Annotated in this window: 22 protein-coding genes; 9 read left to right on the plus strand and 13 right to left on the minus strand. The window is 55.8% G+C overall.

Features of this window, described 5'->3' with window-relative positions:
• Window positions 1-68: 68 nt before the first annotated feature.
• Together FN806_RS09135 and FN806_RS09140 are read left to right on the plus strand one after the other, a co-directional pair.
• Complete coding sequence (locus FN806_RS09135; RefSeq protein ID WP_142636305.1) at window positions 69-824, plus strand: SDR family oxidoreductase; 756 nt, start codon at window positions 69-71, stop codon at window positions 822-824.
• A 19-nt stretch (window positions 825-843) separates the two neighbouring features.
• Window positions 844-1,686 (plus strand): fumarylacetoacetate hydrolase family protein, encoded by an 843-nt coding sequence (locus tag FN806_RS09140; RefSeq protein ID WP_142636307.1) that lies wholly within the window; start codon window positions 844-846, stop codon window positions 1,684-1,686.
• A 32-nt stretch (window positions 1,687-1,718) separates the two neighbouring features.
• Here FN806_RS09140 and FN806_RS09145 read toward each other — a convergent pair whose 3' ends face one another.
• The gene (locus FN806_RS09145) at window positions 1,719-2,756 is read right to left on the minus strand and encodes a GlxA family transcriptional regulator (RefSeq protein WP_246097212.1); all 1,038 of its coding nucleotides are present in this window, start codon (window positions 2,754-2,756) and stop codon (window positions 1,719-1,721) included.
• A gap of 157 nt (window positions 2,757-2,913) precedes the next feature.
• Between FN806_RS09145 and FN806_RS09150 the strand changes: the two genes are divergently transcribed.
• Window positions 2,914-3,591 carry a GntR family transcriptional regulator gene (locus tag FN806_RS09150; RefSeq protein WP_142636309.1) on the plus strand — a complete coding sequence of 226 codons (678 nt, stop codon included), beginning with the start codon at window positions 2,914-2,916 and terminating at the stop codon, window positions 3,589-3,591.
• A gap of 1 nt (window position 3,592) precedes the next feature.
• On the opposite strand, the gene FN806_RS09155 is transcribed toward FN806_RS09150, so the two are convergent.
• The 7 genes from FN806_RS09155 to FN806_RS09185 all read right to left on the minus strand — a co-directional run bounded on the left by FN806_RS09155 (window position 3,593) and on the right by FN806_RS09185 (window position 11,166).
• A complete protein-coding gene (locus tag FN806_RS09155; protein WP_142636311.1) occupies window positions 3,593-4,549 on the minus strand; it encodes an ABC transporter ATP-binding protein in 957 nt (318 codons plus the stop codon).
• Complete coding sequence (locus FN806_RS09160) at window positions 4,546-5,523, minus strand: ABC transporter ATP-binding protein (RefSeq protein ID WP_142636312.1); 978 nt, start codon at window positions 5,521-5,523, stop codon at window positions 4,546-4,548. Before FN806_RS09160 ends, FN806_RS09155 begins: the two co-directional genes overlap by 4 nt.
• 4 nt (window positions 5,524-5,527) lie before the next feature.
• Window positions 5,528-6,430, minus strand: a complete 903-nt coding sequence (locus tag FN806_RS09165; RefSeq protein ID WP_185956667.1) for an ABC transporter permease subunit — start codon at window positions 6,428-6,430, stop codon at window positions 5,528-5,530.
• Window positions 6,430-7,437, minus strand: coding sequence for an ABC transporter permease subunit (locus FN806_RS09170; protein WP_142636316.1), 1,008 nt, complete (start codon window positions 7,435-7,437; stop codon window positions 6,430-6,432). The genes FN806_RS09165 and FN806_RS09170 overlap by 1 nt, the downstream gene beginning before the upstream one ends.
• On the minus strand, window positions 7,437-8,531 hold the full coding sequence (locus FN806_RS09175) for a M24 family metallopeptidase (RefSeq protein ID WP_142636318.1): 1,095 nt from the start codon (window positions 8,529-8,531) through the stop codon (window positions 7,437-7,439). Before FN806_RS09175 ends, FN806_RS09170 begins: the two co-directional genes overlap by 1 nt.
• A gap of 65 nt (window positions 8,532-8,596) precedes the next feature.
• Window positions 8,597-10,180, minus strand: a complete 1,584-nt coding sequence (locus tag FN806_RS09180; RefSeq protein ID WP_142636319.1) for an ABC transporter substrate-binding protein — start codon at window positions 10,178-10,180, stop codon at window positions 8,597-8,599.
• Window positions 10,181-10,548: 368 nt separating this feature from the next.
• Complete coding sequence (locus FN806_RS09185) at window positions 10,549-11,166, minus strand: TetR/AcrR family transcriptional regulator (protein WP_142636321.1); 618 nt, start codon at window positions 11,164-11,166, stop codon at window positions 10,549-10,551.
• Window positions 11,167-11,359: 193 nt separating this feature from the next.
• Between FN806_RS09185 and FN806_RS09190 the strand changes: the two genes are divergently transcribed.
• The 5 genes from FN806_RS09190 to FN806_RS09210 all read left to right on the plus strand — a co-directional run bounded on the left by FN806_RS09190 (window position 11,360) and on the right by FN806_RS09210 (window position 15,893).
• On the plus strand, window positions 11,360-12,289 hold the full coding sequence (locus FN806_RS09190; protein ID WP_142636323.1) for an AEC family transporter: 930 nt from the start codon (window positions 11,360-11,362) through the stop codon (window positions 12,287-12,289).
• A 103-nt stretch (window positions 12,290-12,392) separates the two neighbouring features.
• The gene (gene fghA / locus FN806_RS09195; protein WP_142636325.1) at window positions 12,393-13,226 is read left to right on the plus strand and encodes an S-formylglutathione hydrolase; all 834 of its coding nucleotides are present in this window, start codon (window positions 12,393-12,395) and stop codon (window positions 13,224-13,226) included.
• Between the two features lie 3 nt (window positions 13,227-13,229).
• Entirely contained in the window at window positions 13,230-14,678 is a 1,449-nt protein-coding gene (sthA, locus tag FN806_RS09200) for a Si-specific NAD(P)(+) transhydrogenase (protein ID WP_142636327.1), read from the plus strand.
• Window positions 14,675-15,130 (plus strand): YaiI/YqxD family protein, encoded by a 456-nt coding sequence (locus tag FN806_RS09205; RefSeq protein WP_142636329.1) that lies wholly within the window; start codon window positions 14,675-14,677, stop codon window positions 15,128-15,130. Before sthA ends, FN806_RS09205 begins: the two co-directional genes overlap by 4 nt.
• 142 nt (window positions 15,131-15,272) lie before the next feature.
• Window positions 15,273-15,893, plus strand: a complete 621-nt coding sequence (locus FN806_RS09210; protein ID WP_142636331.1) for an HAD family hydrolase — start codon at window positions 15,273-15,275, stop codon at window positions 15,891-15,893.
• 1 nt (window position 15,894) lies between these two features.
• On the opposite strand, the gene FN806_RS09215 is transcribed toward FN806_RS09210, so the two are convergent.
• Complete coding sequence (locus FN806_RS09215) at window positions 15,895-17,133, minus strand: MFS transporter (protein ID WP_142636333.1); 1,239 nt, start codon at window positions 17,131-17,133, stop codon at window positions 15,895-15,897.
• Window positions 17,134-17,279: 146 nt separating this feature from the next.
• Here FN806_RS09215 and zapE point away from each other — a divergent pair, with 146 nt between their 5' ends.
• Entirely contained in the window at window positions 17,280-18,338 is a 1,059-nt protein-coding gene (gene zapE, locus FN806_RS09220) for a cell division protein ZapE (RefSeq protein ID WP_142636336.1), read from the plus strand.
• Window positions 18,339-18,397: 59 nt separating this feature from the next.
• Here the strand turns inward: zapE and FN806_RS09225 are convergent, their stop codons facing one another.
• The 4 genes from FN806_RS09225 to FN806_RS09240 are packed head-to-tail and all read right to left on the minus strand — an operon-like array spanning window position 18,398 to window position 24,633.
• Entirely contained in the window at window positions 18,398-19,672 is a 1,275-nt protein-coding gene (locus tag FN806_RS09225) for a bifunctional folylpolyglutamate synthase/dihydrofolate synthase (protein ID WP_142636338.1), read from the minus strand.
• Window positions 19,669-20,586, minus strand: a complete 918-nt coding sequence (gene accD, locus FN806_RS09230) for an acetyl-CoA carboxylase, carboxyltransferase subunit beta (RefSeq protein ID WP_142636339.1) — start codon at window positions 20,584-20,586, stop codon at window positions 19,669-19,671. The genes FN806_RS09225 and accD overlap by 4 nt, the downstream gene beginning before the upstream one ends.
• Window positions 20,587-20,645: 59 nt before the next feature.
• Window positions 20,646-21,542 (minus strand): CPBP family intramembrane glutamic endopeptidase, encoded by an 897-nt coding sequence (locus tag FN806_RS09235; protein ID WP_142636342.1) that lies wholly within the window; start codon window positions 21,540-21,542, stop codon window positions 20,646-20,648.
• Window positions 21,535-24,633 carry an ABC transporter transmembrane domain-containing protein gene (locus FN806_RS09240; protein WP_142636344.1) on the minus strand — a complete coding sequence of 1,033 codons (3,099 nt, stop codon included), beginning with the start codon at window positions 24,631-24,633 and terminating at the stop codon, window positions 21,535-21,537. Before FN806_RS09240 ends, FN806_RS09235 begins: the two co-directional genes overlap by 8 nt.
• Between the last annotated feature and the right edge of the window lie 21 nt (window positions 24,634-24,654).

The raw sequence follows: 24,654 nt of genomic DNA on the forward strand, positions 1-24,654 counted from the left end.
GTATGCCGATGGGATTTTGCCGTCGTGGTTCCCAGAAGCTTGGATTTTAGAAGGAGATTGAATTAGATATGACATCATCCGAAAACCTTGGCCGTCTGGCTGGAAAAACTGCTCTGATCACCGCTGCGGGACAGGGCATAGGGCGTGCAACAGCCGAATTGTTCGCCGCCGAAGGTGCACAGGTTTTTGCCAGCGACATTAATGATACCTCTCTGGCAGAGTTGCAAAATATCCAAGGCGTTACGTCGGTAAAACTTGACGTAACCGATGCGGCGGCAGTGCAGGACTTCGTCGCGGGCACGCCCCCGTTGGATGTTTTGTTCAACTGCGCAGGATATGTGGCTGGCGGGTCCATTCTGGAATGTGATGAACGTGACTGGGATTCCAGTTTTGAGCTGAACGTCAAATCGATGTACCGGCTGATCCAATGTGCCCTGCCAACAATGCTGGAACATGGTGGCGGGTCTATCATCAACATGTCTTCGGTCGCCTCTTCGTTGAAGGGCGTTCCAAACAGGTTTGCATACTGCGCCTCGAAAGCCGCCGTAATCGGACTGACGAAATCGATCGCAGCCGATTTCGTTACTCAAGGCATCCGGTGCAATGCGATCTGCCCCGGCACTGTCGACAGCCCCAGCTTGCACGACCGGTTGCGCGCAACTGGGGATTACGAGAAAGCAATGACTGATTTTATCGCGCGGCAACCCATGGGCCGCATCGGAACCGCAGATGAGATCGCGGAACTTGCGCTCTATCTGGCCAGCGATGCCAGCAAATACACAACCGGACAGCCCTTTGCCATTGATGGCGGCTGGACGATCTGAAGCAAATGAGGAATGTGAAATGAAATTGCTACGATACGGCCCAGCAGGCGCGGAAAAGCCGGGCATAGTTGATAAAGACGGCACTATCCGGGACCTGTCGGGGATCGTCGCCGACATTGCTGGGGAAGCGCTTAGCGATGAAACCCTCGCACGGCTGCGCGCGCTGGATCTTGAAACCCTGCCACCCGTCGATGCCGACAGCCGTATCGGCGCCTGTGTTGGACGTGTCGGCAAGTTCATCTGCATCGGTTTAAACTTTGCCGATCACGCGGCCGAAAGCGGCATGCACCTACCTGCTGAGCCGGTGGTCTTTTTCAAAGCGACATCCGCCATCATAGGCCCCGATGACACGGTTGAAATCCCCCGCGGGTCAGTCAAGACCGACTGGGAGGTGGAACTGGGCGTCGTCATCGGAAAAGAAGCAAAATACATCTCGGAGGATGAAGCACTGGCCCATGTGGCAGGATATTGTGTGATCAATGACCTGTCAGAACGGGATTTTCAGCTTCACCGTTCAGGTCAGTGGGTCAAAGGTAAATCCGCAGATACGTTCGGCCCAATCGGTCCCTGGCTGGTGACACGGGACGAAATCCCTGATCCCCAAGACCTGCCAATGTATCTTGAGGTGAACGGGCATCGGTATCAGGATGGCTCGACCAGAACGATGCATTTCAGTGTCACAGCGGTGATCTCGCACCTGTCGCAATTCATGTCACTGCAACCCGGCGACGTGATCTCGACCGGGACACCCCCCGGTGTGGGTCTGGGGCAAAATCCGCAGGTTTACCTCAAACCTGGAGACAAGATGGAACTGGGGATCGAAGGTCTGGGGGTTCAACGTCAAAACGTTATACAGGGATAGCCCCTGGGACCTATCAAGTGGTGCTCATCCAGTCATTCTGGGTGGGTTTCCTCGGACCAGGATCGCCGGAAATTATGCGGTGATATTCTGAATCGGTTCCGGAAATGCACAGAAAGCCTATCCGTACTGGAAAACCCGGATGCAAAGGCTATCTCAGAAACGCTCAGGTTTGTTTCATTCAACAGGGCAAAAGCACGGTCCAGCCTGAGTTCATTATAGAACCGTCCCGGCGACATGTTAGTGTGCTGCCTGAACAGCCGCTCCATATGCCGGCGGGACAGGGACGCCTGATCCGCTATTGCCTCGAGGCTAAGCTGCGTTTCAATATTCTCGCGCATGATTTGCACCGCTTCGATCAATTTGGCATTTCGCGTGCCCAAAAGCGCCGAAACTGGCGATACCTGTTTGCTGCCGCCTTCTCCCAGCCTTCTGTGCAGGCACATTTCCGAAACATTGTTCGCCAAGGCGTTGCCAAACAATTCCTCGATAACTTCAAGCATCATGTCAGTGCTGGCGTGCCCGCCCCCGCATGTTCTAAGTTTCCCGTCAATTTCATAGAGGTTCTGGGTCGGCTCCATTGTTGGGAAGTTCTCACAAAAGCCAGGCCGGTTTTCCCAATGGACGGTAAAGTTTCTGGTTCCGATCACGCCCGCCTTTGCTAAGGCAAATGCACCGGTACAAATCCCACCGAACTCACATCCATGCGCCTTTTGTCGCCGAATCCAGTTCAGGACATTTGTGTTGAAAGACCTCATCGGTTGCGTTCCGGAACACACAAAGACAAACGCTCCCTTCTCCAGGTCATGGACCGAGTGATCCGCCTGAACACGTATGCCGTTGGAACAGGTCACGGGTTCTCCGTCGGTGGAGAGCACGTACCATTCGAACAGCTGCTTTCTGGACAGTTGATTTGATATGCGCAGAGGCTCAATCGCGGCACTGAAAGCCAGCATCGTCGTGTTGGGTAAAAGCAGAAAATAGAAGGCCTTGGGCGGCCCGTCATAGGAAACGTCCACGGAAATTGCGCCTTTTGGCAAAAAGCGCGGATTATCCATACGATCCTCTTTCATGTTTAATCCTTATAGAACGTGACCATTTTTACTGTGGCAGCCGAGGCGGCTTGAAATCAATCAACACTTTATATTCATTAGTGAATGCAAGGCTCTTGGAAAATCGGTGTCTATTTTGTATTTTGGATACAAAATTACACCAGCAGAGACTGTAACAATGCCAAGAACCCGCGCAATTCCCAGGCAAAGTTTGCCCGATGTCATCACAAATGACCTGCGCGAGCGGATTCTAAGCGGTGAGATGGCAGAAGGTGAAGCCATCCGTCAAGAAGCCCTGGCAGAAGACTATGACGTGTCACGCATGCCCATACGAGAAGCGTTAAAACGGCTTGATGCAGAGGGTCTTGTGCAACTGACCAACAATCGCGGCGCTGCGGTGACAAGACATTCGCTGTCAGAAATCGGTGAGATATTTGACCTCCGGATAATGTTGGAGGTCGATCTGTTCAGGCGTGCAATTCCACAGATGACCGAAGCAAATTTTGCCGAATGCGAAAGGTTTCTGGACGAAATGGAAACGTCCTACGAAGCCTATGATGTAGGGCGGTGGGGTGGTTTGAACTACGAGTACCATAATGCGCTTTACGCTGCTGCAGACCGTGGGATCACCAATGATATACTACAACGGATCAATCTACAGTCCGATCGCTATGTCCGTATGCACCTGAGCGTTATGGAACAACGCGAGCCCGCAAAAAAGGACCATCGCCAACTGCTGACGCTGGCCGAGAATGGGCAAGTTGAGGAAGCCTGCGCGCTGTTGACCCAACATATTGGGCGTACAAAAGACCATTTGCTTGCGATGGTCACCGCAACGCGCAGTTCCGAGAGCTAACCTAACCCAGCGGATGCAGGCATGCAGCCTGATGGGTTGTTCCTTGCAGATCGGGTGGTGCCGCACGGCATTCGTCAGTTGCCAGCCAGCATCGCTGAGCAAAGGCACATCCCTTGGGGATATTCATCGGTGAGGGCAACTCACCTTCCAGCTTGATCCGTTCCTTACGCGCCTCGGGGTCGGCACGCGGTGTCGTCGACAACAACGCTTTGGAGTAAGGATGCCGGGGCGCCGCGAACAACTGTTCTTTCGGAGCTTTCTCGACTGCACGTCCCAGATACATGACGATTACGTCATCAGCGAAATGCTTCACCACCGACAGGTCATGCGAGATGAACAGATAGGCCAGGTTCAGACGCTCTTGCAGTTCAACCAGCAGGTTCAGGATTTGTGACTGGATCGAAACATCCAGCGCCGATACCGGCTCATCCAAAACCAGAACCTTGGGGTTCAGCATCAGGGCTCGGGCAATCGCAATCCGCTGCCGTTGGCCGCCCGAAAACATGTGGGGGTAGCGATCATAATGCTCGGGGCGCAGACCGACAAGATCAATCATTTCGCGTGCGCGAGTTTCCCGTTCCGCAGTGGTCATATCGGGCCGGTTGATGATCAGAGGTTCCTGCAGGATCTGACCGATCCGTTGTCGCGGATTAAGCGAACCATAGGGATCCTGAAACACGATCTGCACGTTTTCGCGCATCTCAGCCCATTTTGACGGGGTGATATCGACGCCGTCGATGGTCAGTGTTCCCGAAGTGGGCTCTTCAATCATCGTTACGACGCGAGCGAGGGTGGATTTACCGCACCCGGACTCTCCTACAATGGCCAGCGTCTTGCCAGGCTCTAGGGCAAAATCCACACCGGAAAGGGCTTTGACCGTTGCCGATTTCGACAGCAATCCCCCTTTGACCTCATAGTGCCGGGCCAACGCGTTTGCCTGAACGATCGGGGCGGTCATGCCAATTCTCCAGCGGTGATTTCCTTGACGTGGTGACAGCGGGCCTTGCCGAAATCTGCTCCATGCGGAGCGGGTGGTGTGTTCCGGCACAAGTCATCGGCGAATTGGCATCGCGGGCTGAACAAGCAACCTTTGGGACGGTCAAATTGACCAGGAACAACACCTGGAATCGTCGGCAGCAATTTCGAAGTTGCCCGTTCAGGCAAAGCGTTCAGCAAAGCTGAGGTATAAGGATGGCGCGGTGTGCGGAACAGATCGCGTACCGGCTGTTCCTCGACCTTTTGACCGGCATATTGGACCTGAACCCGCTCGGCGGTTTCTGCCACAACACCCATGTCATGGGTAATCAGAACAAGGCCCATCCCCTGCTCATCGCGCAATCGGACCAACAGATCCAGAATCTGCGCCTGAATCGTTACATCAAGCGCGGTAGTGGGTTCGTCCGCGATCAGAAGTTTCGGGGTGCAGGCAATCGCCATCGCGATCATGACCCGTTGATTCATGCCGCCCGACATCTGGTGAGGGAACGTATTCAGACGGCTCTCGGGTGCCGGGATACCCACCAGGTCAAACAGCTCAATCGCGCGCTGATGACGGTCTTTGCGGTTTAGCCCCAGATGGATACGCAGTGCTTCCTTGATCTGGAAACCGACCGTGAAACAGGGGTTTAGCGAAGACATCGGCTCTTGAAAGATCATGGCAATATCTTTGCCGATGATCTTGCGCCGATCCCGTGCCGAGATTTTGGTCAGGTCGCGACCCTCAAAGCTCATTTCATCTGCAGTGATTGTCGCCGTCCATGGCAGCAACCCCATCAGCGCCAGCATTGACACGGATTTCCCCGAGCCGCTTTCCCCGACAATGGCCATCAACTCGCCCTTGTTGACAGACAGATCAACGCCATCCACAGCGCGGAACTCACCCGACGCAGTAGCAAACTCGACCGAAAGATTTCGGATTTCCAACAGGCTCATGTCGTCAGCTCCGTTTCAGCTTGGGGTCCAGCGCGTCGCGCAGACCGTCGCCCATCAGGTTGATTGCCAGCACCGTGACCAGAATGGCCAGGCCCGGGAAAGTTACCACCCACCAGGCGCGCAGAATGAATTCGCGCGCTTCGGCCAGCATCGTGCCCCATTCCGGCGTGGGCGGCTGCGCCCCCATGCCCAGAAAGCCAAGTGCCGCAGCATCCAGGATCGCGGTCGAGAAGGACAGCGCCGCCTGGACAATGATCGGCGCCAGACAGTTCGGCAGCACGGTTTTGAACATCAGGCGTGCCTTGCTTGCGCCGGCCACACGGGCCGAGGTCACATAATCCTTTTGCCGTTCGGCCAGAACCGAGGCGCGGGTGAGGCGCACGTAATGTGGTTGAAACACAATGGCGATGGCGATCATTGCATTGGTCAGAGACGGGCCCAGAATGGCGACCAGAACCAGTGCCAGCAGCAGCGACGGAAAGGACAAGATAATATCCATCACGCGCATGATCATCGTGTCGACCCATTTGGGTGCAAACCCGGAAAGCAGGCCAAGAACCACACCGCCTGAGACGGCCACACAAACCACGACGATACCGACAAAGAAGGAATAGCGAGATCCCATAATCAGCCGCGAAAGCATATCCCGGCCCAGTGGATCAGTCCCCAGCGGGAAGGCCCAACTGCCGCCTTCCTGCCACGCCGGAGGCTGCAGGATATGCTCGCGGAACTGTTCGGTTGGATCGTAGGGGGCCAGCAAAGGTGCGAAGGCAGCGCAAAAGACAAAGGCGGCGAATACCCACAGGCCAATCACCGCGCCGCGGTTTTCACTGAAATAAAACCAGAATTCGCGCAAGGCGCTTGGGCGGTCTTCGGTTTTGGGTGCGTTTGCGGATAGTTCAGCCATCACCGCCTCCGGATTTTTGGATTGATGATGCCATAAAGGACATCGACCAGTAGGTTCACCAGCATCACGATCACGGCGATCATCAGAAGACCGCCCTGCACCACCGGGTAATCGCGCCGGAAGATGCTGTCGACCATCCACTTGCCGATGCCCGGCCAGCTAAAGATCGTCTCGGTCAGAATTGCACCAGCCAGCAAAGTTCCAACCGACAGGCCGATCACCGTAATCACGGGGATCAACGCATTACGCAGAGCATGCAGCCCGTTGATCCGAGTGGGTGACAGACCTTTTGCCCGCGCGGTACGGATGTAATCCTCGCCCAGAACCTCAAGCATTGCCGAGCGCGTCTGACGCGCAATGACAGCCAGCGGGATCGTCCCCAGAACAATCGTTGGCAGAATCAAATGCCGAACAGCCGACGTGAATGCCCCGGGTTGCCCCGACAAAAGACTGTCGATCAGCATAAAGCCGGTCACGCTGGGGAAGTAATACAGAAGGTCGATCCGACCCGAAACAGGTGTCCAGCCCAAATTGCCCGAGAACACGATGATCAGCAGCAGCGCCCACCAGAAGATAGGCATCGAATATCCCACCAGCGCAGATGACATCAGCGCCCGATCAAAGAATTTGCCCCGGTTGACTGCGGCAATGACACCGGCGGGCAACCCAAGGGCCACCGCGAAGATCATCGCGCAGATTGACAACTCCAGCGTCGCTGGGAACAGGGCAAAAAACTCGTCCCAGACCGGTTTCTTGGTGACAAAGCTTTCGCCCAGATCGCCCTGCATAACGCCGGTCAGATAGTCCCAATATTGTTGGAGGACCGGCTTGTCGAAGCCCAGTTTGACCACCATTTCCTGATAGCGTTCCTCGGACATTCCGCGTTCACCGGCCATGACGATGATCGGATCACCGGGCAAAACCCGAATGAACATGAAGGAGATAAGCGTTACACCCAGGAATGTCGGAATGAACATACCGAGACGAGAAAGAAAGTAGCCAAACATCAGCGACCTATGATTGTGAGATCTTTGGGAAAGTGGGTCAGCGACCGACAGCCATCCCCTGTAACAAGCACGTCATCTTCTATGCGCACGCCGAAATTGTCCAGCGCGTAAAGGCCCGGCTCGTTTGTCCAAACCATGCCCGGCAGGATTTTCTGGTCGTTTCCACGCATGATATACGGCGCTTCGTGAACGTCGCGGCCCAGACCGTGGCCCGTTTTGGTGCGGATCCGATCGGCATAGGGCGACGCTTCGAGAACGCCGATCACGGCATCGTCGATATCATGCGCCGTGACACCGGGACGGCAGGCTTTGAACCCTGCCAGATTGGCGCGCAGAACGGTGTCATAGACCGCCCTGCCCTCGTCCGAGACCTCTTCGACAAAGAACGTGCGGGTGATGTCGGCGGCAAACCCATGTTTGCGGGCTCCGAAATCAAACAAAAGCGCATCGCCCGGTTTGATCTGGTAATCCGCCCGCGCCTTGCCATGGGGCCGCGCCGAGTTGTCCCCGGCGGCAACAATCGGCGAAAATGCCAGCGAGGCGGCGCCTTCCGCAAACAGTGCCTGAATCAAGGCCTGTTCAATCTGCAATTCGGTCTGACCGACGCGCACATCCGCAATCACGCGCTCTAACGCGCGTTCAGAGATGTCGATCGCGGCTTGAAGCGCTGCGATATCGTCTTCTGTCTTGATAATGCGCAAGCCAGAAATTTCACGCTCGGCATCGACAATCCGCAGGTCCGGTAACGCGTTGGTAAACGCTTTCGACACAAAGACTCGCATCACCTGCCCTTCCACAGCCAGCGATGTCAGCGGCATATGCTTGGCGAGGGCTGCAAAGGCGTCATCATATCCGGTCTGGTCGAACCAGTCGAAAACGGCGCCTTCAAATTCAACCAGGTCCCAACTGCCGAGCTCAAGGTTGGGAACGATGGCCGCAGGAGAACCTTCGCCGGGGACCACGACCACAAAGGGCCGCTCGTGGCTCATGAAAGGTTTTCCCAATGCACGGGTGAAATTTGGGCCGGGCACAAGGGCCACGGCATCAACTGACATGTCCTTTGCCAGTTGACGGTACTCGGACAAATTCGGCATCAGGGCCGACCTCCAATAAGAAACCGGAGCCGCCACGCGGGCGGCTCCGGTCGGTAAGTGATGAATTATTCGACGCTCACACCGTAGAAGATGTGGCCGCCCAGCGGGTGCACTTTATAGCCCTGCACTTCGTTGCGCATCGGCATAAAGACCACCGAGTGTGCGATCGTTGCCCAAGGCGCCTGCTCTTTGAAGACCACCTGAGCGTCTTCATACAGCTTGGTGCGTTCGGCCTGATCGGTGGACTGCTTGGCCTTGAGGATCAGCTCTTCGAAGGGCTCGTGGCACCACTGCGCCCGGTTCGAGGCTTCGCGTCCGTCACAACCCAGCAGAACCGCCAAGAAGTTGTCTGGATCGCCATTGTCACCGGTCCAACCCAGCAGAACGGCTCCGTCACGGTCCAGATCTTTCGAACGCGACAGGTATTCACCCCATTCATAGGACACGATTTCGACGTCGACACCAACCTTGGCAAAATCCGCTTGGATCAGCTCGGCCATACGGCGTGCATTCGGGTTATAGGGACGCTGTACCGGCATCGCCCAAACCTTCATCGACAGGTCGGATACGCCTTCGGCTTCCAGCATCGCCTTGGCCGCTTCGGGATCATACGCGTCATCGGTGATGGCGTCGTTATAGCCCCACATGGTTGGCGGGATCGGGTTCTTGGCAACTTGGCCCGAGCCCTGGAACACGACGTCGATGATCGCATTCTTGTCGATCGCCATGTTCAGCGCCTTGCGGACCTTCGGATTGTCGAACGGTGCCATGGTGGTGTTGTAGGCGAGGTAGCCGACGTTCAGGCCTTCCTGCTCCAACATGTTGATATCCGCATCGTCCTGCATCGCCTGAATGTCGGCCGGGTTCGGATAAGGCATGATATGACATTCGCCCGCTTTCAGCTTTTGATAGCGAACCGATGCATCCGGCGTGATCGCGAAGATCAGGTTCTCCACATCCGCAGGGGCCTTCCAGTAGTCGGCATTCTGCGCATAGCGGATCACCGCGTCTTTCTGATAGGCTACAAACGAGAACGGACCAGTCCCGATCGGTGCTGTGTTCAGCTTCTCAGGCGTACCCGCGGCCATCATCGCATCCGCATATTCCGCAGACAGGATCGAGGCAAAGTCCATCGCCATGTTGGCCACAAAAGGCGCTTCAGGCTTGGACAGGGTGAACTTCACTGTGTAGTCGTCGACTTTTTCAATCGACTCGACCAGGTCCGGCATACCCATGCCCTGGAAATATTCCCAGGTACCACCAGATACCTGATTATAGGCATGGCCTTCATCCTTCTGGCGCATGAACGAGAAGATCACGTCATCAGCATTGAAGTCACGCGTCGGCGTGAATTCGTCATTCGAATGGAATTTGACGCCCTGACGCAATTTGAAGGTATATTCCAGACCATCATCGCTGGCCTCAACGCTTTCCGCCAGACCGGGGATAACATTGGTAGTACCGGTCTCAAACTCGAGCAGACGGTTGTAAATCGGGTGTGACGAGGCATCAAAGGTTGTCCCTGCAGTAAATAGCGCCGGGTCAAAGCCTTCGGGTGATCCTTCCGAGCAATATACCAAAGTATTTGCTTGGGCCGCAGCACTGGACAACGCAATCGCTGCAGTTGCGGCCATCAATCTAAGTTTCATGAGTTTCTCCCAGAAATGTTTTTTCTTCAGATTTTCGCGTTGTTCTAATTTCTAGTCAGAACAATCTTTGATGACTGTCACCGCCGCGAAATCCCTGCCCAATGTATCCAAAATACAAAATCCATTGTCAACTGAGTTCACCGCCCAGCGATCAGGAAGTAAAAAAGAGGGCAGGTACAGCGTTATGATTTGCCTGGTCGAGCCTGTTTTCTAACTGATTTCGGTTCTTTGGCGATTAGAGCCAAGCAGTGGCGAAGCCACCGGGCAGGAGCGTCCGAACTCTTGAATGCCATCAATCCTAAATGCCGCGGGCTTCAGGGATCGACCTCCACATCCATATCTTGAATCGAGTCGATCCGACCCAAATGTCAGGCGCCGTAACGGGCCATGAACATGTCGACAGCCTGCAGCGCTACCTCTTCAATCTCAGCCTCTGAAAAGCTGCTTTGAATGCCGAATGTGGATCGGGGCCAAAGGCGGACCTTGCACAATTCCGAAAACTGTTCAGCGGCAAATTGAAGGTCCTCGATAACCAATTCGCCTTTGTTCACCGCTTTTTGCAGATATTCTGCAAGTTGCCGGGTGCCATTTTGCGGCCCCGCCTCATAGAAGGCGCGGCCAAGTTCGGGGAACCGATCTTGCTCGGCCACGCAGATGCGGAACACCTGCTGCGCAAAATCCGACACCAGAAATGCGGCCAGCTGGGTCGCAGCGATGGTCAGCACCTCGCGTGCGGGTTTTGTATCGTCAACCATCGAAACGACATTCTCGGCCATACGGCAGCACTCGTTCTGAGCGACCTCCATGAAAAGAAGACGCTTATCCGGGAAATAGCTGTACAAAGTCGCCTTGGAAACACCCGCCGCGCGCGCAATGTCATCTACACTAGCTCCTTCGAAACCATCTGCCATGAACACTGATCGGGCTCCTTGCAGGACCTGATCAAATTTTCGGCCTGTTCGCAAAATGGCAGTTGCTTCGGACATGCGCTCTCCTTCAGGGGTGAATTCGTCGAATCTATAAACTGATCAGTTCAGATACAACGATTCGCATAGGATTTCGGCCATGGGCAGGCGGGATTATGGTAATTTTTCCGTTAGGTCAGTCCGCGAAGGTCGTTCGGCGGGGCCTGATTGGCCAGGGGTTGCCGCCAGAGAAAACCGTGCTAACACTCTGGCCATGGCTGATATTTTTCTGCGTACGCTGCCGTTCTTTGCGATTATCGGCCTGGGGTATTGGGCTGGGCGCAGTCGGTTCTTTTCGGAAGAAGCCACGGCCTATCTGACGAAATTCGTGTTCTATTTCGCGCTTTCGGCAATGTTGTTCCGCTTTGCCGCCACCCTGCCCTTTGCCGAGATATTCGACGGCAGATTGGTCGCGGGCTATCTGCTGGGAACGCTTACGGTTTATGCTCTGGCCAGTCTGATCGCGTGGATGCGCGGCCTTGACATACCAACCTCGGCCGTCGAGGCCCAATGCGCTGCGATCGGCAATGTGGGCTTTCTGGGGCTGCCGATGCTTGCGCTTTTGTTCACCGAAGCAGCAATCGGCCCGGTCATGCTGGTATTGACTGTCGACCTTGTGGTGTTTTCCTCGCTGATCGTGATTTTGATCAATGCCGGACGCGATGGGCGGCTGACGCCGGCAACATTTAGGTTGATTGGCCTCGGTTTGCTCAAAAACCCGATGATCGTATCTATTTCAGCGGGGCTTTTGTGGTCAGCCTTCCAAATTCCCGTGCCCGTTCCACTGAACGATTTTCTGACAATCCTGGGCGGGGCAGCCACTCCGGGAGCCTTGTTTGCGATAGGGGCATCGCTCGCCAGCAAATCCGCCGAGCGTGTTCAGATCGCTGCCTGGCTGAGTTTTTGCAAGCTGATCATTCATCCGCTCTGCGTTGCTGTCTTCGTAATCTGGCTGATCCCGGCGGAAAGCTTCTCGGCTTCGGTTGCCATTGCAGCGGCAGCACTGCCGGTCGCTGGGAATGTCTATATGCTGGCGGCCTATTACGGGGTCGCACCCCATCGGGCTTCGGCCGCAATTCTCTTGTCTACCGTGGTCAGCATCCTGACACTGCCACTGGTGATTGCCATAGCCGGAACATTCTAAGCCACAGATAGGGAAAATACTCGCTGGCCGCAGGAACACAGACTTTACGCACGGACCGAGTAACGATAGCCATGGCGCGAACCTAACGTAAGGACGGAACCAAATGGAAACCCTTTCGGAAAACGCTTGTTTCGGAGGCGTCCAGGGCGTCTATCGCCACGCCTCGGCTGCCTGCCAATGCGACATGACTTTTGGACTGTTCCTGCCCGCCGAGGCAAAGGACGGCCCGGTTCCGGTTCTATGGTATCTGTCTGGTCTGACCTGCACCCATGAAAACGCCATGACCAAGGCCGGGGCGCAGGCCTGGGCCGCGGAACAGGGTATCGCCCTTGTTTTCCCTGACACATCCCCGCGCGGCGAAGGCGTCGCCGATCACGAGGACTACGATCTGGGCCAGGGCGCGGGGTTTTATGTGAATGCCACGCAATCACCCTGGGCACCGCACTTCAACATGTGGGACTATGTGGCCGAGGAATTGCCCGCTCTGCTGGTTGAAACCTTTGCAATCGACGCAGACCGCCAGGCCATTACCGGCCATTCCATGGGCGGCCATGGCGCCCTGACATTGGCAATGAACCTACCGGGTCGGTTCCGATCGGTTTCGGCATTTGCACCGATTTCAAACCCAACAAGCGCCGATTGGGGCCGCAAACAACTGAAGGCATATCTGGGCGATGACGCGGCCCAATGGGCCAAGCACGACGCATCGCTGATGATGAAGAACACCGGTTTCGACGGCCCTGTCCTGATCGACACCGGCGACAATGACCAGTTCATCGACCTGTTGCGCCCCGAGGCGCTGGCCCAGGCGATAGCCGAACGTCGCCAACAGGCAGTTTTCCGTCTGCAGCCCGGCTATGACCATTCTTACTTCTTTGTGTCGACCTTCATGGAAGACCACATCACTTTCCACGCCGAAGCACTGTATGGAGACTGAGGCATGAGCAAATACGACTATGACCTGATCATTGTCGGGTCCGGCCCTTCCGGTCGTTCGGCGGCGATTCAGGCAGGCAAGTTGAAACGCCGGGTGCTGGTTATCGACCGCAAGGATCGGTTGGGTGGGGTCTCGGTCCATACCGGGACCATCCCGTCAAAAACCCTCCGCGAGACAGTGCTGAACCTGTCTGGCTGGCGCGAGCGCAGCTTTTACGGGCGCTCGTACCGGGTAAAGGATCAGATCCGGGCCGAAGACCTCAAGGCTCGGCTGCACATGACGCTGGACCATGAGGTCGATGTGCTGGAACATCAGTTCAACCGGAACCACGTGGAAACCTTAAATGGTCTGGCAAGATTTGTCGGTCCCCACGAGATTGAGGTTGCAACCGACGCAGGCGAAACCACACGTCTGTCCGCCGCAAAGTTCCTGATCGCCACCGGAACCAAGACCTATCGTCCCGATTATGTGCCCTTCAACGGGAAGACCATCGTCGATGGCGATGATTTTCTGGAGATGGCCGAGATACCGCGCTCGCTATGCGTGATCGGGGCCGGTGTAATCGGTGTGGAATATGCCACGATGTTTTCCGCGCTTGATGTACGTGTCACCCTGATTGAACCCCGTGAGACGTTTCTGGATTTCATCGACAGCCGGCTGATCCACGACTTTACCCACCAAATCCGCGAAAACGGTGTGGATTTGCGGCTGGGCTCTGCCGTTGAAAAGATCGAAGATGGAGGTAGCCACGTAGAAGTGACGCTCGAGAATGGACGGCATGTCCGGGCCGAGATGTTGTTGTTTGCTGCCGGGCGGATGGGCGCGACCTCGGCCTTGAATCTGGATGCTGTCGGGCTGACAACCGATCACCGCAACCGGATTGAGGTCGATCGCAAGACCTATCAGACAGCGGTACCGCATATCTATGCGACCGGAGATGTAATCGGACATCCCTCGTTGGCATCAACCTCGCTGCAGCAGGGGCGCGTGGCGGCATGTCACGCGTTGGAGACCCCAACCCTGCCGGAAAGCCCCTGGTACCCTTACGGCATCTATTCGGTGCCCGAGATATCCACCTGCGGCATGTCCGAAGAGGAGCTACAGGAGCGCGATATCCCTTACGAGGTCGGCGTCGCGCGATTCCGCGAAACTTCTCGCGGGCATATCATGGGGTTGGAACATGGCATGTTGAAGATGCTGTTTTCGCTGAAAACCCGCCGGGTTCTTGGTGTGCAAATCGTAGGCGAAGGCGCGACTGAGCTGATCCATATCGCACAGGCTGTATTGAACCTGAAAGGCACAGTGGATTATTTCGTTCAAAACACATTCAACTACCCGACCTTGGCCGAGGCCTATAAGATTGCTGGTCTGGATGCGTTTAACCGAATGCCCATCCCTGAGGAGTTCAAGGTCAAGAAGAAGCCTGCCGAGAAACAGGCAAAGAAAGCGTGACAACCCTGTACATAGACGCAGATGCCTGTCCAGTGAAGGCCGAGGCCGAGCGTGTAGCGACCCGACATAAGATTCCGATGGCTCTGGTATCGAACGGGGGCTTGAGGCCTTCGGCCAATCCTCTGGTACAGGTTGTGATCGTGTCTGCAGGTGCGGATGAGGCCGATAAATGGATCGCAGACCGTTGTGGTATAGGGGACGTGGTTGTGACCTCTGACATTCCTTTAGCCGCGAAATGTGTTGAAGCAGGTGCGCGTGTATTACGTCACAACGGCGAGGCCTTTACCGCCGCCAATATTGGTCAGCAACTGGCGATGCGCGACCTGATGGCAGACCTGCGTTCAGCAAACCCTCTGGGCGCCGGGGGCGGTGGCAAGCCTTTTGGCAAGGCCGATAGGTCCCGGTTTTTGGATGCGTTGGAACGGGAATTGCGGGCGGCACTAAGGGCATGACCTTCCCGCCCGTCACAGACGCATAGGAGATGCTTCTCCTCCGGTTGGGCCGGGCAGCGCTGCGCGCTGCAGTTCCTGTCTTGAAAAGCGCAGCAAGGATTGATTCAGTCAGCCCCAGCAGAGATTCTAAGAAGGATTATTCATGCCAATAGAAGCGGTGGTTTTCGACATCGGGAATGTCCTGATAGAATGGCAGCCAGAACGGTACTACGACGCGGTTATTGGTGAAGACCGTCGCCGGGCCATGTTTGCCGAGGTTGACCTGCATGGAATGAATGATCTTGTTGATCAGGGGCAACATTTCACTGACACCATCTATGGCTGGGCTGATAAATATCCCCAATGGCGGGATGAAATTCGGATGTGGCACGACAAGTGGATCGAATTGGCCACGCCCGAAATTCCCCACTCGGTACGGTTGCAACGTGCGCTGCGCGCCAAAGGCATCTCGGTCTTTGCGCTCACAAATTTCGGGGTGCAGAATTTTGAGTATGCAACCACGGTCTATCCATTCCTCAACGAGTTTGACCGGCTGTATGTTTCAGGTCGCATGCAGACCGTGAAACCGCATGTCCCGATTTACAAGAAGGTAGAGGTCGATTGTGGTCTGGCGCCTGAGGCGTTGTTGTTCACCGACGACCGGATCGACAATATCGAAACGGCGCAGGCGCGAGGCTGGCAAACGCATCATTTTGAGGGCCCGCAAGGATGGGCAGACCGGTTGGTGGCAGAGGGGCTTTTGACCCGCGAAGAGGCCCGCTAGATCAGGCTGCGACGGAGAGCGGCCGGTTCTCGCGGATGGGAAGGTGAACGATGGCGCTGAAGGCGCCGATGGCCACGCCGACCCACCAGACAAAGGTGTAATCTCCGTACTGGTCATACATGCGGCCGCCTAGCCAGACGCCAAGAAAACTGCCGACCTGATGGCTGAAGAAGATGATGCCGTAAAGCGTACCCATGTAGCGCAACCCGTACAAATGTGCGACAAGCCCCGAGGTCAGTGGAACCGTTGCCAGCCAGAGCGAACCCATGACCAATGAGAATACAACGACCGTGATTGGCGTGATTGGCAGGATTATGAAAGCCGCCGCTGTAAGCGTGCGGGCGGCATAAATAGAGGCCAGAAGGTATTTCTTGGGAAAGTGCATTCCGGCCCACCCCGCCAGCAATGTCCCTCCGATATTGGCCAACCCGATCAATGAAATCGACACAGCCCCTAATGCGGAAGTTGTCGTTATACCAATGGAATGCAGTATTCCACCCGGCTGAATCGGGCCGCACATTTCGGTAACGAAAGCGGGAAAATGCGCTGTGATAAAGCCAAGCTGATAACCACAGCTGAAAAATCCCAGGAAAATCAGGGTATAAGACGGGTCCCGGAAGGCCTTACCCAGAATCTGGCCCATGTTCTCTTCGATTTCGGCTTTGGTTGCGGCTTGGGGCGCGCGCATGAAGGGCAGAGTCAAGACCAGTGCCAGGATGGCAACGGCAAACACGATGAAAACCTGTTGCCAGGGCATAAAAGACAAAAGCCATTCCGCCGTTGGAGCACCCAAAACCTGGCCAAAGCTTCCTGCCGCTGTCACGACGGCCAGAGACATAGAGCGGTTATGATCAGAGGACGCCCGTCCAACTACGGCAAGCACGACACCAAACCCCGTGCCGGCAATCCCAAAGCCCACAAGCCAGGCGTACATCTGATGCTCGAACGGGGTAACGGACCAAGCCGACAACACCATGCCCGCTGCATAGGTCAATGCCCCGAGCACAATCGCACGGCGATCCCCCACCTTCTCGGCGATGGCGGCAAAAATGGGTTGTCCAATTCCCCAAGCGAGGTTCTGGATCGCAATCGCCATCGAAAAATCGGAGCGCAGCCAGCCGAATTCAGTCGCAATAGGGATCTGGAATACGCCAAAGGATGCCCGCACGGCAAAACTGACGGCGATAATTATACAGCCGACGATCAAGATCGGGTTTAGCAGGCGCGCGTGTTGGGGCATTGAATCCTCGGGATGGCAGAGCCGCGACGGTACGCAAATTTGTACCGTGGTCAATTCAGGAGTTTTGACGCCGCGGATAAGCAAAATTGATGCATCTTCCAAATGCCTTCTTTTCAACGCCCTGAGGTGAAGGTATCCCTCGGGATATGTCAGATTTGATATCGCTTTACGAGACACGCATCGCCGATGGCACTTTGACGCGGGACGATGCGCAAGAGGCTGTCCTTCCGCATTTCGAACGCATTCGCGCGGCCTTGGCTACCCCGGTCAAGCGTGGTTTCTTTCGCAAGGCACCCCCGCCGCCCCAGGGACTTTATCTTTGGGGCGGAGTTGGTCGTGGCAAGTCGATGTTGATGGATATGTTTGTCGACGCGCTTGGCGACATCCCTGCCCGTCGCGTCCATTTTCATGCTTTCATGCAGGAAATCCACGCGGGAATGCATAAAGCTCGTAAGGACGGAGTTGAGGATGCGCTTGCACCGGTCGCGGACTCGGTTGTCAAATCCGTAAAACTGCTGGCATTTGACGAGATGCAGATCACCGATATCACCGATGCGATGATCGTCGGGCGGCTGTTTGATCTTTTGCATGCTGGCGGGGTCGTGGTCATCACCACATCCAACCGGCACCCGGATGAATTGTACAAGAACGGCTTGAACCGCCAGCTCTTTTTGCCATTCATCGCGCATATCAAGGAACAGCTTCAGATATGGGAACTGGTCTCGCCCACTGATTACCGACAGAACCGTCTTGAAGGTGCGCCAGTCTATTTCACGCCGATCGGCCCCGAGGCTCGACAGAATATCCGATCCGTCTGGAACGATCTCGCGGGCGGTGCGGCGGAACCGCTGGTGTTGCAGGTAAATGGCCGTGCTGTCGAATTGCCGGCCTTTCGGAACGGGATAGCCCGAGCAAGCTTTTATGACCTGTGCGGACGGATGCTGGGCCCTGCAGATTATCTGGCCGTTGCCGAGGCAGTCAAAGTTCTGGTTCTGGAGGACATCCCGCGCCTTTCCCGGAATAATTTCAATGAGGCCAAGCGCTTTGTGACGTTGATTGACGCCTTGTATGAGGCGCGGGTTCGCCTGATCTGTTCGGCGGCAGCAGAGCCCGAGATGTTGTATGTCGAGGGTGAAGGGACGTTCGAGTTCGAACGCACTGCCTCGCGACTGCGCGAGATGCAGGCTGAGGATTGGGGGGCATAGGGGCGCTGCCCTGTCACGTTTTGCGCGCCTCCCCCAAGGTATTTCAGCCAGGTGAAGACTTATCCGTTTTCGCGTAGGATGTTGCCCGCCAAATAGAGTGATCCGCAAATCAGGATACGGGCCTGAGGGTCTTGGTCTGTGATTTTCTGCAGGGCCGCGGATACACTCTCTGCTGTGTCGGCTTTCATGCCAACCTGGTCAGCAGCCTGCGCCGTATCTTCAGCGCTAAGCGTCGCGGCCTCACCCGGTATCGACACTGCGGTCAGGCTTTGAGCCTGCGTGGCAAGCGGTGCAAGATAGCCAGCGACATCTTTGGTGTTGAGCATTCCGCAGATCAAATGTGTCGGAGATTGCGGTAATTTTCTCAGCACTTCAGCAAGCGCAATTCCCGCGGCGGCATTGTGTCCACCATCCAGCCACAGCTCGGCCTGTGCGGCCTGTTCAACAAGCGGGCCGGATTTCAGACGCTGCATCCGTGCTGGCCACTCGGCCTTGGTAACGGCGGCCTCATAGGCCTGATCACCAAGTTCGAGATGGCGCAATACCGCTATTGCCGCACCCGCATTCTGAATTTGATGTGCGCCAAGCAGGTTGGGCAGCGGCAGATCCCGCAGCCCGATTTCGTCCTGATACACAAGACGTCCGTTTTCCTCGGTCACATGCCAGTGCTGACCGTGTACCAGCAATGGGGCGCCCAGACGGGCCGCTGTATATTCGATGACCTCAAGCGCTTCGTCCTGCTGTGGGCCGACGATACAAGGGACGCCCGGCTTGATGATCCCGGCTTTTTCGGCTGCGATCTTGCCCAACGTGTCGCCTAGAAACTGTTCATGGTCGATGGAAACCGGCGTGATAACCGTCACGGCGGGTTCGTGCACTACGTTTGTTGCATCCAGGCGCCCGCCAAGGCCGACCTCAAGCAAGGTATAATCAGCCTGTTTGCGGGCAAAGGCCAGCAGGGCCGCACAGGTCGTAATCTCGAAATAGGTGATGTTCTCACCACCATTGGCGGCATAGCACTCATCAAGGACGTTTGTCAGTTCGGCTTCCGAAATCAACTCACCTGCCAGCCGAATACGCTCGTGAAACCGGGCAAGATGCGGAGAGGTATAGGCGTGAACCGTTTTCCCCGCCCCTTCCATACCGGCGCGGATCATAGCCTGCGTAGACCCCTTGCCATTTGTCCCTGCGATATGAACGACCGGAGGCAATTTGGTCTGAGGGCTTTCCAGTGCGGCAAGCAGACGCCACACCCGATCCAGCGTCAGGTCAATGATCTTGGGATGCAGCGCCATCATCCGATCAAGGATGACGTCTGACGATGGCGAAGTCATTCCTGATCCGCGTCTTTCTCTGGGGCTTCGGGGGTGGGCGCGGGCAAATCACCTTTGACCGCAGGAGGCTGATTCATCAGCATGCGGGTAATCGTGATCAATTCGTCACGCATTTCGGTACGCTTCGTTACCCGGTCCAGCATTCCGTGGTCCAGCAGGTATTCTGCGCGCTGAAATCCTTCGGGCAGCTTTTCCCGAATGGTCTGTTCGATCACGCGCGGGCCTGCAAAGCAGATTAGCGCATTGGGTTCCGAGATATGGACGTCGCCCAGCATCGCATAAGAAGCGGTCACGCCTCCGGTGGTAGGATGGGTGAGTACAACGATATAGGGCAGTTTTGCCTCTTTCAGCATCTCAACCGCCACGGTGGTTCGCGGCATCTGCATCAAGCTCAGGATGCCTTCCTGCATTCGCGCGCCACCCGCTGCCGAGAACAGGATCAGCGGGCGTTTCAACTTCACTGCCTCTTGCGCCGCCGCAATGATGGCATTGCCGACATACATACCCATCGAGCCGCCCATGAACGAGAAATCCTGGGCCGCTGCCACGATCGGCGTACGTCCGATATCACCTTTGGCGACCAGCATCGCCTCTTGCTCGCCAGTTTTCTTCTGCGCTGCTTTCATTCGGTCGGGGTATCTCTTCTGGTCCCGGAACTGCAGCGGATCATCTTTGGGAGCGGGAACATCGACCTCGGTAAATATACCACCGTCAAACAGGTGCCCGAACCGGTCGCGCGGAGTGATCGCCATATGATGATCACATTGGGTGCAGACATTCTGGTTTTCCGCCAATTCGCGGTGGAACAGCATCGTGCCGCATTCGTCACACTTGTGCCAAAGGTTTTCCGGGACTTCCCGGCGTGAGAAGATCGAATTAATCCGGGGACGGACGTAGTTTGTGATCCAGTTCATGTCGGAACCTTGCTAGTACGGCGTTGACGTCACATAAGACGCTACGGAAAGAATTGCAATCAGCGCCTGAGCGCAAGGCGCGCGATAAACCAGCTGACAATCATCACGGCAAAATCCACATATAACCATTGCCGCAATGTCAGAGTATCGGTCATATCAAAGGGCAGTACAAATAAGGCAAGACCGCTGAGGGTGTCAGGTAGCGAGACAAACAAGAGCGCTATGACATTGTTGAAAAAATGCAGCGCTATGGCCGGGCCCAGGGTTCCCGCCCGCGCGGTCAAATCCGCAGCCAAAAGTCCAAACAGACCAGTCCACAGCACCAGCAACTCTGCATTGCCGCCCGCCGCATCGGGCGAATAGTGCCCCACCGCGAATAGAAGCGACGGTACCCCCATCCAGATGATCGGAGAACGGAATCGCGCCGCCAGGCTTTGCTGCATATATCCGCGGAAAAGCAGCTCCTCCGCACTGATTTGGACAAACACAGCCAATAGCGACAGAGGCAGGAATACCAGCCAAACCGAAAAGGACAGGTTTTGAACAAGCGGCGCGTCCATAATGACGTGCGGCACGGTTACGATAACCACGCCAAGCACCATCAGGGCGCGCAGCACAAGCCAGAACTGTCTGGCCGCTTTGCCCCGAGTCCCTAAAATAGAACCCAGGGACCGTTTCTGAAACTGTCGCGCTGCGGTCCACACACCAAATGTGACAAACCCAAAGCTTGACAGCAGGATCACCATCGAGATCGGGGTCGAGCCGTTCATCAACCCGCTGGCCCATTCCTGCGGTCCGGCCACGGTTACGACTGCAAACAGGATCAGATTGAAGACGGTTGCAACGACTACGATTGTTGCCAGGCCGGCCAGCAGGCGCCACAGCTGTGGTTTGTCGCGTGCGTCGGCGACCAGTTGCTCATGCGGGGCGTAAGAGGGCGCGCGGATTTCAGACATTCTGGTGGGAACTTTCGGTCTGGTCCTCATCATCGAAGAACAAGGTCGATGCTTTGGTGGCGTTGATCTTTTCCGAAATGGTTGTCAGGTATCCGGCAACTGTTTCAAGCAACTGAACCGCAACGCTTGCATCGCTTTCGATCACCGCGCGCAGTTCCACTGCACCAATCCGCAGGAATGAACAGTTTTCGCCTGCCACAAGATCCAACTGTCTGGTCTCACCGGTGATAACAGACAGGTCACCGATCAGGCGCCCGGGTTCAATGACAGATATGGACCGGGTCGAACCGTCTTCTTCGTGCCACATCAGCTTTGCATGACCCGAAATGCACAGATAGGCCGCATCCGGCGCCTGCCCACGAGAGAAAATGACCTGACCAGCGGCAGCATCATACCACTGCGCCGAAAATGCCAGCAATCTCTGGTTGCGACCGTCGATATTGGCAAAAAGCGGAGTTGACGAGATAATCTTCAGCTTTCGGCTGAGGTCAGCGGTGGTGCCGGATTCTTGTTCGAGCTGCGTTTTCGAGACACCGTCAATGCGGCCATCCTTGATTTCAACAAACAGATCATAGGCCTCGGGATGGGCGAAACTGTCCTCCATGAAAATCATGATGGAATCGGGCAGCAGTTCGCGCAGTTTCAACCGGGTGCGTAAACGGCTCTCAGAGTCATGGCTGGCCAACGCTTTATCCAGGATTAGCAAATCCGGCCGTTTAATCCCGGCGCGCGAGAAGGCAATTCGTTCCTGAAAGACGGTTGTCAGATTGTTCCCACCCAGCCCTGCGGACAGATCATAGACGATGGCCGCTGCCTGTCTGCGCAGACCTGCGGCATTGATCACTTCGGCAACCACATCCTCTATCTCGTCAGCATGAGCACCCGCCGTCACAGACACCCGCCCGAAAAGCGCATTTTCCATAACTGTCATACGCGCGATGTATGTGTCCGGTGTGACCGGTACAAATATCTCTTGCAGGCTTCCGCGTAGCCTCTCGCCCTGTTCAGTGCGGATTTTCAGAATCTTCTGTTTGTATTCATCCGGGAAATCAGGGCCAATCTGTTCGGCGGTCAGCAGGAACGGAACGGTCAGAAGAAAGGCGTGTTCGCGCTGCGACAGCTCGTCCACTCCTTTTGCCTTGCGCTTGTCTTCGATTGCCAGCAGCCGGTGGAACATATCCTTGCTCAAGCCCAGGCGCAGGAACAGCGGATGGTCGGTTCCGTCCCGCCCAAATGCATGGTTCAGCGTTTCTAGAACAGCGCTTGAGATACTCAGCGCGTCGTCATCAAGCTCATGTGTACGCAGCATTTGCATGAACCGATTATCGCCGGCCAAAATGTCCGGCGAGATTTCCTGCGACGGTGCTGCATAAAGAAGGTTGCCACCCAAAGGCACAGTTGGGTTGAACCTGTCCGGATCGAACCGGTAGACAAAGCGGTCCAAATCTTTTTCCACCAACTTGTCATGGATGGGGCCACGGAGGTCGATGATATTTTGCACAAACTCGGGATGCTGATCCGGATTCAACTGGCTGCGCAGGGTGCGGCGGAACATGAATTCATCCGTTCCCATCGCCTCGACCAGCTTGAACCACCAATCCTGGATGTCGTCAGTGTTGTTGAGCCCGGCCAGACCGGGATCAATCCATTCATCTGACAGCGAATCCACCGAGTTCCCCGCTCGCGCGGCCTCGATCTGGCGGCGGCTAGGGGCCCTGGCGGCGTCGGCTTCATGCTGAGGGCGTGTTTTCAGGGGCATCATCAAGTTGTCCCCAATCGACCCATCAAACAGATATGGTCGAGAATAGGCATATCCGATCCGCGCCGCGATGACGGATTGGTGCAAGGATTGGATGTCATGCCCGGCAATCGTGACGTCGCCCTGAACCGGCAGCAATTCGCGGGTCAGCAGCTGAGCCAATGCCCCTCTTTCGGCCGCATTCGAGGATTTGATGGCCACGCGGGCCCCTTTGGGTATGACGAGGTCTATATCCTCGAGAACAGTTTTCCCATCGTTATCCCGAACGGTAATATTCTGCAGCTTGATCTCGCCAGTCAGATGCGGAATGGAATCAGGCTCGCCCTCGAACAGCTCTTCGGGCACCATGTTGTCGGGTGCGAAGCGTTCGGTCACTATTTCCCACCGCAACGACATGTCCTGAACCTGATTGTAATAGGTCAGCAGATCCTTCCAAGGTCCGCTAAGATCCTTATACGCTCCCAGCGCCGCCACCAGCGCGCCCACTGTTACCTCGCCCGTGATCGCCAGGTATCCGCCCACCGAATAAAACAGGAACGGGGTCATCTGAGTGATCAGATTGTTGAGAAACTTCATGAAGAACTTTTTGTTATAGATCTTGAATCGGATCTCGAACAAAGTTCCCAAACGATGGCTGAACTGGGCCAATCTGTGCCGCCAGCCTCCGTTGGTGCGCAGATCACTAATCCCGGCTGCGCTTTCGCCGATTTCTGAGCTCAAGCGCCTAACTTCCTGGATTCGGTCTTTGTTCAACAGGTTGATCTGGCGCTGCAATTTTGGAATCAACCAAGCCTGCAGCGGGATCAGCGCAATACTTGCAAGACCAAACCACACGCTTTGCATGAACAGAAACGTCACAATGGTCATCATCTGACCAAACTGGAATACAGGTTGTGCGATCGCATCCCCCATCAGGCCGCCCATCGGTTCAGCCTCGGACGTGATCATCGACACCAACTCGCCCTGACTGGTGGTGGCAAAATAGGATTTCGGGAACCGCAGAGTTCGGTGGATCAGCGTGTACCTCAGTCGGCGCAACATGCGTTCGGCCAACACACCTTTCATCGTGTTGATCCGCATTTTCATCAGACCGCTGGCGATGACCGTCGCCAGAAAGGCCAGACACAGAATCAACAAATACTGCACCTGCGTCACCGTAACTCCTAAGAAAGTTACCGAGCTGCCTGGTGCACCAATCGCATCGTTAATGATCTGCTTGGGCAGTTCCAGTGAAGCATAGAGGAAGGGAAAAGAAAACAATGTCAGCAGCAACAATACCAGTTGCTGTTTCTTGGAATGCTTCCAGATGAATGCGAATAGAGTGGGTTCCATGCCCCGTCTTTGCCTCGGAAA

Origin of the sequence: Ruegeria faecimaris, assembly GCF_900182615.1 — a bacterium.
Lineage (GTDB): Bacteria > Pseudomonadota > Alphaproteobacteria > Rhodobacterales > Rhodobacteraceae > Ruegeria > Ruegeria faecimaris.

Excerpts from the sequence above, each read along its gene's own strand:
- FN806_RS09180 (WP_142636319.1), bottom strand. The coding sequence starts at position 10,180 with ATGAAACTTAGATTGATGGCCGCAACTGCAGCGATTGCGTTGTCCAGT.
- FN806_RS09140 (WP_142636307.1), top strand. The coding sequence starts at position 844 with ATGAAATTGCTACGATACGGCCCAGCAGGCGCGGAAAAGCCGGGCATA.
- FN806_RS09165 (WP_185956667.1), bottom strand. The coding sequence starts at position 6,430 with ATGGCTGAACTATCCGCAAACGCACCCAAAACCGAAGACCGCCCAAGC.
- sthA (WP_142636327.1), top strand. The coding sequence starts at position 13,230 with ATGAGCAAATACGACTATGACCTGATCATTGTCGGGTCCGGCCCTTCC.
- FN806_RS09235 (WP_142636342.1), bottom strand. The coding sequence starts at position 21,542 with ATGTCTGAAATCCGCGCGCCCTCTTACGCCCCGCATGAGCAACTGGTC.
- FN806_RS09185 (WP_142636321.1), bottom strand. The coding sequence starts at position 11,166 with ATGTCCGAAGCAACTGCCATTTTGCGAACAGGCCGAAAATTTGATCAG.
- FN806_RS09240 (WP_142636344.1), bottom strand. The coding sequence starts at position 24,633 with ATGGAACCCACTCTATTCGCATTCATCTGGAAGCATTCCAAGAAACAG.
- FN806_RS09190 (WP_142636323.1), top strand. The coding sequence starts at position 11,360 with ATGGCTGATATTTTTCTGCGTACGCTGCCGTTCTTTGCGATTATCGGC.
- accD (WP_142636339.1), bottom strand. The coding sequence starts at position 20,586 with ATGAACTGGATCACAAACTACGTCCGTCCCCGGATTAATTCGATCTTC.
- FN806_RS09150 (WP_142636309.1), top strand. The coding sequence starts at position 2,914 with ATGCCAAGAACCCGCGCAATTCCCAGGCAAAGTTTGCCCGATGTCATC.
- FN806_RS09170 (WP_142636316.1), bottom strand. The coding sequence starts at position 7,437 with ATGTTTGGCTACTTTCTTTCTCGTCTCGGTATGTTCATTCCGACATTC.
- FN806_RS09155 (WP_142636311.1), bottom strand. The coding sequence starts at position 4,549 with ATGACCGCCCCGATCGTTCAGGCAAACGCGTTGGCCCGGCACTATGAG.
- FN806_RS09175 (WP_142636318.1), bottom strand. The coding sequence starts at position 8,531 with ATGCCGAATTTGTCCGAGTACCGTCAACTGGCAAAGGACATGTCAGTT.
- FN806_RS09145 (WP_246097212.1), bottom strand. The coding sequence starts at position 2,756 with ATGAAAGAGGATCGTATGGATAATCCGCGCTTTTTGCCAAAAGGCGCA.
- FN806_RS09225 (WP_142636338.1), bottom strand. The coding sequence starts at position 19,672 with ATGACTTCGCCATCGTCAGACGTCATCCTTGATCGGATGATGGCGCTG.
- FN806_RS09215 (WP_142636333.1), bottom strand. The coding sequence starts at position 17,133 with ATGCCCCAACACGCGCGCCTGCTAAACCCGATCTTGATCGTCGGCTGT.
- fghA (WP_142636325.1), top strand. The coding sequence starts at position 12,393 with ATGGAAACCCTTTCGGAAAACGCTTGTTTCGGAGGCGTCCAGGGCGTC.
- FN806_RS09210 (WP_142636331.1), top strand. The coding sequence starts at position 15,273 with ATGCCAATAGAAGCGGTGGTTTTCGACATCGGGAATGTCCTGATAGAA.
- FN806_RS09135 (WP_142636305.1), top strand. The coding sequence starts at position 69 with ATGACATCATCCGAAAACCTTGGCCGTCTGGCTGGAAAAACTGCTCTG.
- zapE (WP_142636336.1), top strand. The coding sequence starts at position 17,280 with ATGTCAGATTTGATATCGCTTTACGAGACACGCATCGCCGATGGCACT.
- FN806_RS09160 (WP_142636312.1), bottom strand. The coding sequence starts at position 5,523 with ATGAGCCTGTTGGAAATCCGAAATCTTTCGGTCGAGTTTGCTACTGCG.